This is a genomic window from Corallococcus interemptor (genome assembly GCF_003668875.1).
GTDB classification, from domain to species: domain Bacteria; phylum Myxococcota; class Myxococcia; order Myxococcales; family Myxococcaceae; genus Corallococcus; species Corallococcus interemptor.
In genome coordinates, this window is sequence record NZ_RAWM01000083.1 from 25,976 (window position 1) to 39,190 (window position 13,215).

Here is a 13,215-nt window from a genome sequence, read left to right on the forward strand (position 1 = left end):
AACACGAATCCAAACAGGAGGACGCATGGACTTCCCGAACTGCACGGTGGTGGATCACCCGCTGGTGAAGCACAAGCTGACGGTGATGCGCAGGACGGACACGAGCACGGCGGCCTTCCGGGCGCTGCTGGAGGAGATCTCCCTCCTGCTCGGGTACGAGGCGCTGCGGGACCTGAAGCTGCGCGAGGAGGAGATCCAAACGCCCATGGCGCGCACCACGGGCTGGGCGCTGGACGGCAAGAAGCTGGTGCTGGTGCCCATCCTGAGAGCGGGGCAGGGCATCCTGGACGGCCTGCTCCAGCTCGTCCCCTCCGCGCGAGTCGGCCACATCGGCCTCTACCGGGACCCGGAGTCCCTGAGCGCGGTGGAGTACTACTACCGCGTGCCCGCCAACCTGGAGGACCGCGACGTCATCGTCTGCGACCCGATGCTCGCGACGGGCAACTCCGCGGTGGCGGCGCTCCAGAGGGTGAAGCGAAGCCGCCCCGGCTCCTTGCGCTTCGTCTGCCTGCTCGCATGTCCGGAGGGCCTGACGAACCTGCGCGAGCACCACCCCGACGTGCGCGTCTACACCGCCGCCATCGACGAGAAGCTGGACTCACACGGCTACATCCTGCCGGGCCTGGGAGACGCGGGAGACCGCCTCTTCGGCACGAAGTAGGATAGTCCTGATTTGCCCGATTGACGGGGAGGCATGAATGATTCATGTCTCACCGCATGACGACACTCCGTTTCGCATCCGCGTTGGTGTCCCTGGGAGTCATCGCCTGTGGTGGGGCGCCGGACGAGGCGGACAGTCTGGGCGTCCAGACCCAGGAGATCATCGGCGGGGGCCTCGCGGCCCGGTACGAACTGCCCCACCAGGTGCGCCTCCACGTGTCGGGTGCGTTCACCTGCGGCGGCACACTCATCCGGGCCGGCTGGGTGGTGACGGCCGCCCACTGCGTCCAGGGCGTCACGCCCGCGTCCATGCGCGTCTACGCGGGAGACCTGCGGCTGGGCACGGTGGAGGTGGACGAGCAGTACCGCGCGGTGTCGCGCAAGGTGCTGCACCCGTCCTACGACGGGTCGGCCCACGACGTCGCGCTCCTCCAGCTCGCGCAGCCCTTCAACCTGTCCCAGGCCATACAGCCGCTGACGCTGCCGGACGCGCCCGCGCCCCTGGGCGCGCCATACGTCGCGAGCGGCTGGGGCCGCACGCCCACGGCGCCCACCTCCGAAGCGCTCAAGCGCGTGAGCTTGAGCATCACCTCCACGGCCACCTGCCGCGACCTGGTGGGAAGCACCTTCGTCAGCGGTGCGATGCTGTGCACGGCGCCAAGCACCACCGCGAACGTCTGCACGAGGGATGACGGAGGCCCGCTGGCCTACAACGGCAAGCTGTATGGGATTACGAGCGACTTCGGCTCCAGCCAGTGCAACACGTTCTCCGTGTTCACCAACGTGGCCACGTACACGCCGTGGCTCCGTTCCGTCATCAACGGGACGTGATGCACTGAGCCAACGCTGTTTCACGCCTTGGCTCTTGAGAACCGGGAAAGACGGATTTAAACGTTGAGCGGTCTAAACGTTTTTATCCATTTCCCGGGAGTCCAGGCATGCGCGCGTCGTGGCGGTCCACCCTGATGGCGGTGATGTTGGGCGCGGTCTTCGCGGAGGGAGTCGCGGAAGCGGAGCCCGGTTCGCAGCGCTGGACGGAGAACCTCTCCGCCGGAACGGGCACGTCGGAGCTCGTGGGCACGCGGGACGGGCTGCTCTACGAACCCAACGCCGTGATGCGCCGCCCCGAAGGCCTGAGCCGGCTCACCGGCCTCTTCGAGTTCCCGGCCCGCAAGCTCGACCAGCCCGTGGACACCTTCCGCCCCCGGGTCCAGGCGACCGTGGGCATGGGGCAGTCCGTCGAAGTGGACGTGCGAGTGCGGATGCCCGGAGGCGCCTGGAGTGAATGGCGCACCGCCACCGGAGACGAAGCCGTGCACCTGCCCCGAGCGGGCACGGAGGTGCAGGTGCGCCTGGCGGTCGTCGCGGACGAGCGAGGCCGCGGCCCGGTGGTCCAGGAGGTCGCGCTGGAGGGCTGGAGCGAAGGCACGTCCGAGGAATCCCTCCAGACGCTCGCGCCGCTGACCTACCGCGTGTACGCCACCCGTGAAGGCCTGGTGGGCGGCACCACGGCGAACGGCCACGTCATCAAGAGCAACGACCGCTTCGTGGCGCTCCCGTCGCGGCGAGGCCTCGCGTCGAACGGAGGCTCCGAGTACCAGGTGCGCGTCTGCTATTCGAAGACAGCGAAGTGCACGACGGCGTCCGTCTGGGACGTGGGCCCCTGGAACACGAAGGACGACTACTGGAACCCGTCCAGCGTGCGCGAGATGTGGAAGACGCTGCCCCAGGGCAAGCCGGAGGCGCAGGCGGCCTACCAGGACAACTTCAACGGCGGCTTGGACCAGTTCGGCCGCCGGCCGGCGAACCCCGCGGGCATCGACCTCGCGGACGGGACGTTCTGGACGGACCTGGGCATGTCGAACAACGACTGGGTGGACGTGACGTACCTGTGGACGTCCGGCGGCGGTTCATCGACGGGGCTGGTCATCGACAGCAACAACGCGAACAACGACCAGACGAAGGGCTACATCCAGCTCACGGGCACCAGCTGGGCGTCCTCCACGAACGTGGCGGGCTACTACGGCACCAGCTACCTGGTGTCCCCGGGAGCGGCGGTGTCGGAGCCCGCGACGTTCTGGTTCTACCTGTCCGCGGCGGGAACCAAGACGGTGGACGCCTGGTGGACGGCGGCGACGGACCGCTCCACGGCGGCGCCCTTCATCGTCACGAACGCCTCCGGCACGCAGCTGGCGAACGTGAAGGTGAACCAGACCATCAACGGCGCGCGGTGGAACACGCTGGGCACGTGGAGCTTCCCGGCGGGGTGGAACAAGGTCCAGCTGAGCCGCTGGGTGACGGCGGGGACCTACGTGGTCGCGGACGCCATCCAGGTCCGCTAGGCCTCATGGACGCACGGGTTGTCCGGGCGGTAGAACGGTGACCCGTCTCCGAGGAAGCCATCCATGGCGTTGTTGCGCACCGTGATTCCGCCTCCCGTGGAGGAGCCGCACCTCTACACCGACCTCGCCTCCTGGTGGCCGCTGTTCTCGCCACCGGAGGAGTACGGCGAGGAGGCGGAGGACCTGCTCCCCATGCTGCACCCGGAGGACGGCCCGGCGCGCACGATGCTGGAGCTGGGGTCGGGCGGAGGGAGCCTGGCCTTCCACCTGAAGAAGCACTTCACGCTGACGCTGACGGACCGCTCGGCGGAGATGGTGGCGGTGAGCCGCAAGGTGAACCCGGAGTGCGAACACCGGGTCGGCGACATGCGCTCGTTGCGGCTGGGGCGCACGTTCGACCGGGTGATGGTGCACGACGCCATCATGTACGCGGTGGAGCGCGAGGACGCGCGAGCCACGGTCCACACGGCGGCGGCGCACTGCCGTCCGGGAGGCCGGGTGGTGCTGCTGCCGGACTGCGTGCGGGAGACCTTCGAGCCCCTCACCGAGTCCGGAGGCCACGACTCTCCGGACGGCCGGGGCATGCGTTATCTCATGTGGACCTGGGATCCGGATCCGGACGACGAGACGTTCGAGACCGCGTTCGCCTATCTGCTGCGCGAAGCGGACGGAACGGTGAGCATGTCGCAGGAGCGCCACCGCTTCGGCCTCTTCCGGCGTGACGACTGGCTGGAGTGGATGCGCGAGGCCGGCTGTCCCGCGACGACGCGCAGGGACCCCTGGAACCGGGAAGTCTTCATCGGAGTGCGGGAGCAGGACTGATGCGAGGGTGGGGGGCCTTGCTGTTGTTCATCCCGGTGTGGGGGATGGCCGCGCCCGCGCGAGTGGAGCTCGTCTTCGGCGGAGACGTGATTCCGCACGGCGAGGTGAAGTCGGCGGCGAAGGCCCACGCGCGCACGGGCAACCACGAAGGCTGGGACCACGTCTTCGGGCCATTGTCGGACGTGCTGCGCACGGCGGACGTGGGCGTGGTGAACCTGGAGACGCCCGTGACGGCCAACACCCAGGCCTTCACGAAGGAGCTGGTCTTCAACGCGCCCCCCGCGATGGCGCAGGCCCTGGTGAACGCCGGAGTGAAGGTGGTCTCCACGGGCAACAACCACGCAAGAGACCAACACGTGGAAGGCCTGGTGGAGACGCTGAAACACCTGGACGCGGCGGGGCTGCACCACACGGGAACAGGAGCCACGAAGGACGCCGCCTGGGAGCCCGTGTTCCTGGAGGTGCGAGGCCTCAAGCTGGGCTTCCTCTCCTTCAGCAGGAGCCTGAACGGCTTCAGCAACCCGAAGGAAGCGGACGCGCCGCACGTGGCGCTGGTGCCCTATCCGGAGCACGCCTCGAGAAGGGGATTGAAGCCGGAGGAGGCCCTGGAGCGCGTGCGGTCCGCGGCGGCGAAGTGTGACGCGCTCTTCGTGCTGGGCCACTGGGGGCGCGAGTACACGGACACGCCGCATCCCCTGGACCGGGCCTTGGGGCAGTCCATCCTGGAAGCAGGAGCCTTCGCGGTCATCGGCCACCATCCGCACGTGCTGCAGCCCCTGGAGGCCTACACGACGAAGTCCGGGCGCCGGGGTTTCATCGCGTACTCCCTGGGCAACCTGGTGGCGAACCAGGCCCGCTTCTACCGGCACGTGAAGGGGCAACTGGGGAAGGACGGAGACAAAAGAGACAGCCTGCTCCTGAGAGTCGGACTGACCCGGGCGGAGCCCGGAGTCCCGGTGTCGCTGGGGGACGTTTCAATCCTGCCGGTCTGGATTGAGAACAACGCCCAGGGGCGCAAGGCGAAGGCGAAGCGAAACATCCAACCCGTGCTCATCGACCGTGAAATCGAAGAGGTCTCGCGAAGGTTGGCCGCGCTGACCCAGCGAACCGCGACGCCCGACAAGGCGACCCGAGCCGAGAAGGCCGCCCTGGAGCAGCGTCTGACCAATGCCCGTTACCGCCGCGAACGCATCCTGAGGATGCTGCCCACGGAGTTCCAGGTGGCCACCCCGGAGCTGAGGCGAAGAGAGCTGACGGCTCAGACCGTGCCCTGAACCGGCACTCGGGCGATGAGTTCCTCGAGTTGTGCCCGGCAGGTCACGCAGCGCTGACGGAACTCCTCGCTGAGGTCCTGGGAGGCAATGAGCGTGTCCCAGTACGCCAGCGCATGGCGGGAGGCATCGGCCCAGACATCCACGGTGTGAGACGTCGGAGGCGCGGGCTCGAATGGTCGAGGGACAAGGTGCGTCCCACCCGCGGGGGCAAACACCATGGGCAGCATGTCGTAGATGGGAGCCAGTCTGAAACGCTTCGGGGCGTCCATGAAAAAGGAGATGTTTCCGTTGTGCCGGTCAGTGTTTCCGATGAGCTGACCGAAAGTATCCAGCCATCGGATCCTTCGATCATCCTCTTGTGTGATGAGCCCCTCGGCGAGAAGCCGTTGGGACACCGGGATCCATTTTCCGCCATCGCCGATGTGCTCATGGTCGATGGCGCCAAGCGATAGCAGGGGACGTCGGCCACGAGGGCCGACCCGGTCGAAGCGGTTGACCTCCAGAAAACGCTGGGCTCCCAGGGTGAACCATTCAGCTTCGGCGGCATCAAGACCGGCAGCGCGAACCGCTTCCAATGCGAGGTACTCGCATACCAACAGGTCACACCAGCGTTGGCCGGCGGTGCCACTGCTCGCATCCGCGAACTTCACGAGAACGTGCCGGCCCTGCGAGTAGCCGGCGAACTTTGGCTGCTCGCCTCCTGCCGACGAACCCGCACCTGCTGCGAGTTGATCAACTGCTCGCTGGGGATAGTCATCCCGGTTGATTGGTTGGGGAACGGAGTTGAGGAAGCGGTTCAGTGACTCTTCGCCAAGGATGAGGTTCCCCGTACAGTCATCACCACGCGCGCAGACCGCGAGGAAGACCTGATCGTCGGTCCATAGCTCGGGGCGGGAAGGAAGTGCCAGGTCCTGATGCCGCTGGAGGAACCCCTTACCCATGTAGCCCTGGGGTCTCATCTCCTCCGCGAAATGGGGGCGGCCCTCGAAATGCTGACCGGGGCCCATTCGGCGCTCCAACCATGCTCCCTGAGGCGATAGGAAGTGAAGGGTCCCTTCTGGATGCCAGTTGCCTGCTTCGTCGACTCGGTGAACGGGGACTTGGCTGCCCAGCGATGGGATGACTCGGGTCCGGTGGTACTTCGCTCCCCGGGTTCGCCCCATCCGGCAGACGTCGGCTCCCAGCGCCTTGAGCCAGCGAGACATGGTTTGCTGGGAAACCTTGAAATGCTCCTTTAGCGCCTCCGCCGAAACGGGCTGAATCCGCCGGATGACCTCAAGGAGCTGTGCAGAATCAGGGGCAGGGGCCATGAGTAGATACGTGAGTAGATAACCAGGGGTGCCCCGGGCTTCAACCTATTGATCTAACAGCTAAGGAGCCAGGGTAGACCCTCTTCAAGTGAGTAGATATCGCTCGGAGTTGTCCCCCTGGTCCTTCGGGTGCCTCTACCGTCTAAACCCCGGTCCTTCCCTGGCTCGTAGGTGGGGCAGCTCTATGGGTGGTCCCAAGGTACGAGGGAGGCGTTTACCGCACGGTAAACAAGCCTGTTCTCGCCATCTTGCCACTTGGCAAATCAGCGCCAGTACGCCGGGAAAGGAGCGACCAAGCAGGCAGCCGATGGCAGCTGTGGGCGGGTCCTTAGCAACTCATATTCGATTTACGACTTTACCTGGAAGGTGTGAGTTTATTGCCGGAGCTTGTTGCCCCGGAGGGGCACCCGGGCCCACGTCTCGCGGCGTACACCCCACCCCAGGTCGGCCCCGCATGACTCCTCTTCTTCGCACCGCTGCGGCAGTCGCACTGCTGGGCATCACCATGCCCGCGCTCGCCGGGGACCCGCATCCGTCCCACCCCGCCGTGAAGCCCCGAAGCGCCGCCGGTCACCCTCCACCGGCTGGAGCAGGGCAACCTACGCTTCACCAAGTGCGTGGCGCGCCACCCCGCGCAGACCATCGCTGTGCGCAGCGCACTCGCCAACGAGCAGCACCCGCACGCCATCGTCGTCACCTGCGGCGATTCGCGAGTGCCCCCAGAACTCGTCTTCGACCAGGGCCTCGGCGAGCTCTTCCTCGTGCGCGAGGCAGGCAACGAGCTGGAGCCCTCGTCATCGCCAGCATATCGAGTCCTGCGTCGCCAACCTGGGTGTGCGACTCATCGTCATCATGGGCCACGAGTCCTGCGGCGCCGTGAATGCGGGCCTCACCATCCCGGACGGCCAGAGCACCGGCTCGCCCAACCTCGACGCGCTCGTCTCCGCAATCTCTTGCTGGACACCGGGCACGTGGAGTTCTGGCCCAAGGAGGGGCTCGTCCCCACCGCGACCGTGCCCTGAACACACTCTGGGACACCGCGTCTTGCACGCGGTGTCCGGGCTGAAGCATGTGAACGCTCCCCTCATCCTGGAGCGTTCGTGTCCCATCCCCTCCCATGGTTCCGCTGGAGCCCCCTGGCCCTGCCGCTGGCGGCCGCTCTCTCCTGTGCCCCCACCGAGGACCCACAGCCCACCACCCAGAAGCAGGGCGTGGACGTGCCGGGCTTCGCGGAGCTCCACCACCACATGTTCGCCGAGGAGGCCTTCGGAGGCGGCTGGTTCCACGGCGGCGTCAACGGCTCGCTCGACACCTGTGACGGAGGCTGGCCCGAGAGCGACCACGCCCGCGTCCGCATGGACCTGAGCGGCCTGCTCAACCTCTGCCCCAACTCGGGCGGAGTGGACCTGAGCGGAGCCCCCATCCTGTCCCAGCTCTTCGGAGTCGCGGGAGCGGTGGGCTCGGAGTTCATCGGCAAGATTGAAGGAACCGAAGGGGACACCGGCCTGCACATGGGCCGCCGCCAGCCCGGCACGGAGTGGCCCCGCTGGGACACCATCGCCCACCAGCAGTCCTGGGGCGGCTGGCTCAAGCAGGCGCACGAAGGAGGCATGTCGCTGGTGGTGGTCTCCGCCGTGAGCAACGGCTTCCTCTGCGAAGCGCTGCCTCCGCAGAACCGCAAGCGCGCCTGCGACGAGATGACGGACGTGGAGCTCCAGCTCCAGATGGCCCACGCCTTCGACGCGGCCAATGACTGGGTGGAGATCGCCCTGTCGCCCGCGGACGCAAGGCGGATCATCTCGCAGGGCAGGCTCGCCATGGTCCTCTCCATCGAGACCAGCAAGCTCTTCGGCGCGAAGGACTGGAGAGCGGAGCTCAACCGCTTCCACGCGCTGGGCGTGCGCACGCTCCAGCCCGTGCACCAGCTGGACAACCGCTTCGGCGGAGCGGCCCTGCACAACGTCATTTTCCAGGCCGCGCAGTTCCTGGAGAACTGCCACATCGACACCGACTGCGGAGCCACCGCAGCCGGCTTCACGTTGGGCTTCGACGTGGACGCCCAGTGCCGCAACGTGAAGGGCCTCACCGCGGACGGCCAGCAGCTCCTCCAGGCCATGATGGACAAGGGCATGCTCATCGACCTGGCGCACCTGTCGGAGAAGGGCGTGCGGGACGCGTACGCCGTCTCCCAGGCGAACCGCTACTACCCGCTCTTCATCAGCCACGGCCACTTCCGCGAGGTGATGAACGGCAAGCTCGCCCAGAACGAGAAGACCACCCCCGCCTGGGTGGTGCAGATGCTGCGCCGCACGGGAGGCATGTTCGGCCTGCGCACCGCGCACGACGAGACGCGCACGTACACGCCCGCGAACATCGCCAACGACTGCCAGGGCTCCAGCCGCTCCTTCGCCCAGGCCTACGAATTCGGCCGTCAGGGCCTCAAGGTCCCCATGGCCTTCGGCGCGGACTTCAACGGCTTCATCCAGCAGACGCGGCCCCGCTTCGGTCCCAACGGCGCATGCTCCGCGGGCTTCCAGGCGGAGGCGGACGCGCAGGCCCACCAGCAGGAGCTGGAGGCACCGGGCCGGCTGGGCACGCCGTTCGACGAACAGGGCTTGGCCCACGTAGGCCTCCTGCCGGACCTGCTCCAGGACGTGCGTAACCTGGGCGCGGACACCACGCCGCTGGACCGCTCGGCGGAGCTGTTCATCCGCATGTGGGAGCGCACCGCGAGCACCGCGCGCAACGGCAGCATGGCGGATCCCGCGTTGGACATCGACACGGCGGGCATCGCGCCGTGGGTGCCGCCGGAGGAGCGTGAGAAGGCGTACCCCACCGTCTGTGGCAAGGCCTACGCGCCGGACTCCAAGACGCTGGGCCAGGGCTGCCGATTCGACGACGAGTGCCAGAGCGAGCAGTGCACCTCCGTGCTCTGCGCGACCTTCGACGGACGCTGCGTCTGCAATGACGACGGTGACTGCGGCTCCTCCCGCTACTGCCAGAACGACATCCCGGCCAACCCCGGCGACAACGACTGCGTGGACCGCAAGACGGACGGAACGTCCTGCAGCCGCGACGGCCAGTGTCTCTCTGGAGCCTGCGGAGGCTGCTTCAACGCGGTGGGCTGGTGCTACACGCCGCGCTCCAAGGCCTACGGCCAGACGTGCAAGTCGGACCGCGAATGCACCACCGACCGCTGCAGCGCGGACTGCTACGTGAACCCCACGGGCAGCTGCCTCTGCGACAGCGACTCGCACTGCGGAGCGAACCAGTTCTGCGGCTGGGGGCTCAACTCCGGCAAGTGCATCAACAAGCGAAGCCGGGGAGCGGCCTGCTCCAGTGATAGGGAGTGCGCCTCCGGCACCTGCCGCTGGTCCTTCACCTGCAAGTAGCGCCCGCTCAGCGAGGCGCCTCGGGTTCCTTCCGGGGCGCCTCATGCAGGTCGCGCAGCGCGACGATGCGGTCCAACAGCGGCCCGCCCAGCTTCCTCCGGGCGATGCGCTGCGACGGATAGATGCCCCGGTGCCCGGTGAGCAGGTACGCCACCGAGGCGACGATGGCCACGTGAGGCAGCACGGAGGCCCCCACCAGCTCCACCGCCATCAACGAGAGCGCGAGCGGCGTATTGGCCGCCGCCGCGAACAGCGCCGCCATCCCCACCGCCGCGCCCAGGTCCACCGGCAGTCCCAGCAGCCGCGCGAGGACATTGCCCAGCGTCGCCCCGATGAAGAACAGCGGCGTCACCTCACCGCCCATGAACCCCGCCCCCAGCGTCACCACGGTGAACACGAGCTTCCAGGCAAAGGCGCCCCAGGGCAGGGACGCGTCCTCGAACGCGCGCACGATGCCGGGCACGCCCAGGCCCAGGTAGTCGCTGGTGCCCGCGAGCTGCCAGAGCCCCACCACGCCCAGTCCGCCCAGGGCCATGCGCACGGGCAGCCACGGCACCCGGCGCTCCAGGACGCGCTTCAGCCCATGGGTGCCCTCGATGAACGCCACCGCCACGCCCGCGATCCCCACCGCGAACACCAGCCACCTGCCCAGCACGGGCAGCGTCAGCGCCAGCGCTTGAGGCACCGGGTACACGGTGTGATGGATACCCAGCCCGCGAGTCACCAGGTCCCCCACGACAGCCGCGGTGAGCGCGGGCAGGAGCGCCTCGTAGCCCAGCCGGCCCACGCACACGACCTCCAGCCCGAACACCGTGCCCGCCAGCGGCGTGCCGAACACCGAACCGAAGCCACCCGCGATGCCCGCCGCCAGCAGCTCGCGCCGCGTGTCCGGCGACACCCGGAAGCGCCAGGCAATCTGGTCCGCCAGGCTCGCGCCCATCTGCACCGCGGTGCCCTCGCGCCCCGCGCTCCCGCCAAACAGGTGCGTGAGCACCGTGCCCAGCAGCACCATGGGCGCCATGCGCAGGGGAATCACCGCGTCGCCCGCGTGCACCGTGTCCAGCACCAGATTGTTGCCGCCCCGGATGGACGCACCCCACCGGCCATACACCGCGCCCACGACGAGCCCCGCCACCGGGAGCGCGTACACCAGCCACTCATGCGCCAGCCGGAACTCCGTGGCCGCTTCCAGGAGCGCCAGGAACACCGCGGACGCCACGCCGCACACGCCCCCCACGATGGCGCCCAGCAGCAGCCACTGCCCCAGGGCTCGGGCACTCCCGGAGAAATTCATGGGCGCAATGTATCCGTGAAACAACGCGTCAACCGGAAGCGCTGCGTCAGCAAGGGGCCCGCACCCGCTTCACTCTGACGCATCGTGGCGGAATTCATGTTCAACATGGAATACATATTGCGATGTGAATTCGGGTCTGAGGAGTGATTCCTGAATCAAAGCCGTGTACCGTGCGCGGCCTCTCCCCATCCCCGGGGCGGGAATCCCCTACCTCTTCAGGAGCCGGTATGTCCGTTCGTCGCAGCGGGCTGTCCCTCGCCGCCGTCCTCGCCGCCACCACCCTCAGTGGCACCGCGATGGCCAGCACCATCAACCAGAACACGTCGTGGACCATCAACCGCTCGGCGTCGCAGACGTACCGCGTGGTGGCCTACGGCGACTCCATCTTCGCCGGCTACAACGGCGGCATCGGCAGCGTCGCGCGCCGTGCGGCCCCGGTGGTGGAGGGCGAGTACGCGGCGAAGAAGTGGGGCACGAACGTGGAGGTCATCCGCCGCACGAAGTCCGGTGCGAAGGCGGACGACATCTACAACAACAAGATCGTCTCCGAGCGCTCCTACATGCAGGACTCCCGCACGCGCGTCGTGATGTTCGAGATGTGCGGCAACGACTACCTGCAGGCCCGCAGCGCGTTCACCGACCAGACGGGGACGTGCAACTACAGCGGCCTGCAGAACGCGCTGGCGGCCTGCACCACGTACATGGAGCGGGCGATGCAGACCATCAACCAGTACGCGACCACCGCGAAGGTGAAGGTCATCTCGAACATCTATTACCCCGGCTATGACGCGGACAACGTGCTGACGGCCTGCACGGACTCGGCGACGGGGCAGAAGGTGAACAAGCAGCAGTACTTCCTGCCGCTGCTGGCGCGCAGCAACTGGCGCGCCTGCAACCTGGCGGCGAAGTACGGCTTCAAGTGCGCGGACGCCTTCGCGGAAATGATGGCCTCCGACTACGACCGCAACGGCGACGGCCAGATTGACTCCGCGGCCATCGCGTACCGCGCCGGCGAGACCGAGGACGCCTACGTCCAGCGCATCAGCGTCACCCTGCGTGGCACGCTGCGCGACGCGAACGGCCACCTGGCCAACAGCAGCACCAGCTACGACTACATCCAGTCGGACAACACGCACCCGACGTACACGGGCTCCACCATCAGCGTGAACATCTTCTCTGGTTCCGGCTCCGGCTCCGGCGCGCCGACCTACACGGACGGCCAGGTCGTCAACGGCAAGAACCCGGACTGGAACAAGTTCGGCCACGAGCGCATGGGCTACAGCATCTCCACGTTCGACCCCGCGACGCCGTGACGTGAAGTAGGACGGCATCCGTAGGGAGAAAGGGCCTCCGACCTGTCACCGGGTCGGGGGCCTTGTCGCGTCCGGGCCTGGGAGAGGAGGGCCAGGCAGCCAGGCCCCTCTTCTTCGGGACACAAATGATCAGGCCCGGGTCAACCAAGTGTTTGACGTCGTCGGCCCGAAGCGTTAGAGACTGGACCCCCGCGACGAACCGCCGGCCTCCGGGCCTCGGAAAGTCAGCGGGGGGGAAGAAAAGGGTCAACGAAACCTGTTGATCCCGAACGCGGCGAAGAGGTAGAAGCCGCGCCCCTCGCTTCGAAGCCCGCGCACTGGCGCGGAAGGCACTTCGGAGGGAGAGCAGCACCGACAACGAAATAGGGCAGTCAACGAGCGGGTTGACAGCGAACGCGGCGAAGAGATAGAAGCCGCGCCCCACCGAAGAAGCAAGCGTCTGACAGGCAACACGACGGACGCAAAGCGGTGAAGGAAGCTGACAGCAAGCGGTTGACAGGGAACGCGGCGCTGAAGTAGAAGCCGCTCCCCTTCGAAAAATCGGCGGAAGTCACTGGACGGCGCCGAGGAACTTCGAAGCAGCCCGCAGGACGCAAAAAGCGAAGTTGACGCTGACTGCGAACTGAAATAGAAGCTGCAACCCCGCCGGTTGAAGAGAAACCGGCAAGCAACAAAGTCGCAACAAGCGGCTCGGTCTTTGAAAACCAAATAGCAAGCCCAAGCAGTAATGGATTGCGGAAACCGCAGTCAATTTTTTGAGGGCATCTTCACCTTCAAGAGCAGCGCTGAAAAGCGCAGCGAGAAGGGA

10 protein-coding genes and 2 pseudogenes are annotated in these 13,215 nt (G+C 67.2%); 9 read left to right on the forward strand and 3 right to left on the reverse strand.

What is annotated here, in order from left to right; genetic code table 11:
• Nucleotides 1-25: 25 nt before the first annotated feature.
• The 5 genes from upp to D7X96_RS25650 all read left to right on the forward strand — a co-directional run bounded on the left by upp (nucleotide 26) and on the right by D7X96_RS25650 (nucleotide 5,098).
• Nucleotides 26-661, forward strand: a complete 636-nt coding sequence (gene upp / locus D7X96_RS25630) for a uracil phosphoribosyltransferase (RefSeq protein ID WP_120548749.1) — start codon at nucleotides 26-28, stop codon at nucleotides 659-661.
• Nucleotides 662-717: 56 nt separating this feature from the next.
• Entirely contained in the window at nucleotides 718-1,491 is a 774-nt protein-coding gene (locus tag D7X96_RS25635) for a serine protease (protein ID WP_158616221.1), read from the forward strand.
• Nucleotides 1,492-1,598: 107 nt separating this feature from the next.
• Nucleotides 1,599-3,002, forward strand: coding sequence for a DUF8814 domain-containing protein (locus D7X96_RS25640; protein WP_121770961.1), 1,404 nt, complete (start codon nucleotides 1,599-1,601; stop codon nucleotides 3,000-3,002).
• Between the two features lie 63 nt (nucleotides 3,003-3,065).
• Complete coding sequence (locus D7X96_RS25645; protein ID WP_120548746.1) at nucleotides 3,066-3,824, forward strand: class I SAM-dependent methyltransferase; 759 nt, start codon at nucleotides 3,066-3,068, stop codon at nucleotides 3,822-3,824.
• Nucleotides 3,824-5,098, forward strand: a complete 1,275-nt coding sequence (locus D7X96_RS25650) for a CapA family protein (RefSeq protein WP_120548745.1) — start codon at nucleotides 3,824-3,826, stop codon at nucleotides 5,096-5,098. Before D7X96_RS25645 ends, D7X96_RS25650 begins: the two co-directional genes overlap by 1 nt.
• Here D7X96_RS25650 and yjjJ read toward each other — a convergent pair.
• Nucleotides 5,083-6,408 (reverse strand): type II toxin-antitoxin system HipA family toxin YjjJ, encoded by a 1,326-nt coding sequence (gene yjjJ / locus D7X96_RS25655; protein WP_120548744.1) that lies wholly within the window; start codon nucleotides 6,406-6,408, stop codon nucleotides 5,083-5,085. The two genes, D7X96_RS25650 and yjjJ, sit on opposite strands and share 16 nt — an antisense overlap.
• A gap of 647 nt (nucleotides 6,409-7,055) precedes the next feature.
• Between yjjJ and D7X96_RS41790 the strand changes: the two are divergent.
• The 3 genes and pseudogenes from D7X96_RS41790 to D7X96_RS25665 form a co-directional block, all read left to right on the forward strand.
• A pseudogene (locus tag D7X96_RS41790) lies at nucleotides 7,056-7,190 on the forward strand (carbonic anhydrase); the annotation flags it as partial.
• 25 nt (nucleotides 7,191-7,215) lie between these two features.
• A pseudogene (locus D7X96_RS41795) lies at nucleotides 7,216-7,347 on the forward strand (carbonic anhydrase); the annotation flags it as partial.
• A gap of 161 nt (nucleotides 7,348-7,508) precedes the next feature.
• On the forward strand, nucleotides 7,509-9,800 hold the full coding sequence (locus D7X96_RS25665; RefSeq protein ID WP_121770962.1) for a membrane dipeptidase: 2,292 nt from the start codon (nucleotides 7,509-7,511) through the stop codon (nucleotides 9,798-9,800).
• Nucleotides 9,801-9,807: 7 nt separating this feature from the next.
• Here D7X96_RS25665 and D7X96_RS25670 read toward each other — a convergent pair whose 3' ends face one another.
• Nucleotides 9,808-11,094 carry a chloride channel protein gene (locus D7X96_RS25670; protein ID WP_120548742.1) on the reverse strand — a complete coding sequence of 429 codons (1,287 nt, stop codon included), beginning with the start codon at nucleotides 11,092-11,094 and terminating at the stop codon, nucleotides 9,808-9,810.
• A 227-nt stretch (nucleotides 11,095-11,321) separates the two neighbouring features.
• Here D7X96_RS25670 and D7X96_RS25675 point away from each other — a divergent pair, with 227 nt between their 5' ends.
• On the forward strand, nucleotides 11,322-12,407 hold the full coding sequence (locus D7X96_RS25675) for an SGNH/GDSL hydrolase family protein (RefSeq protein WP_120548741.1): 1,086 nt from the start codon (nucleotides 11,322-11,324) through the stop codon (nucleotides 12,405-12,407).
• Between the two features lie 550 nt (nucleotides 12,408-12,957).
• Here the strand turns inward: D7X96_RS25675 and D7X96_RS40490 are convergent.
• On the reverse strand, nucleotides 12,958-13,215 hold a 258-nt coding region (locus D7X96_RS40490; RefSeq protein WP_208647376.1), incomplete at its 5' end, for a hypothetical protein.

Coding starts and splice junctions, on each gene's coding strand:
- yjjJ (WP_120548744.1), bottom strand. CDS start 6,408: ATGGCCCCTGCCCCTGATTCTGCACAGCTCCTTGAGGTCATCCGGCGG.
- upp (WP_120548749.1), top strand. CDS start 26: ATGGACTTCCCGAACTGCACGGTGGTGGATCACCCGCTGGTGAAGCAC.
- D7X96_RS25640 (WP_121770961.1), top strand. CDS start 1,599: ATGCGCGCGTCGTGGCGGTCCACCCTGATGGCGGTGATGTTGGGCGCG.
- D7X96_RS25635 (WP_158616221.1), top strand. CDS start 718: ATGACGACACTCCGTTTCGCATCCGCGTTGGTGTCCCTGGGAGTCATC.
- D7X96_RS25670 (WP_120548742.1), bottom strand. CDS start 11,094: ATGAATTTCTCCGGGAGTGCCCGAGCCCTGGGGCAGTGGCTGCTGCTG.
- D7X96_RS25645 (WP_120548746.1), top strand. CDS start 3,066: ATGGCGTTGTTGCGCACCGTGATTCCGCCTCCCGTGGAGGAGCCGCAC.
- D7X96_RS25650 (WP_120548745.1), top strand. CDS start 3,824: ATGCGAGGGTGGGGGGCCTTGCTGTTGTTCATCCCGGTGTGGGGGATG.
- D7X96_RS25675 (WP_120548741.1), top strand. CDS start 11,322: ATGTCCGTTCGTCGCAGCGGGCTGTCCCTCGCCGCCGTCCTCGCCGCC.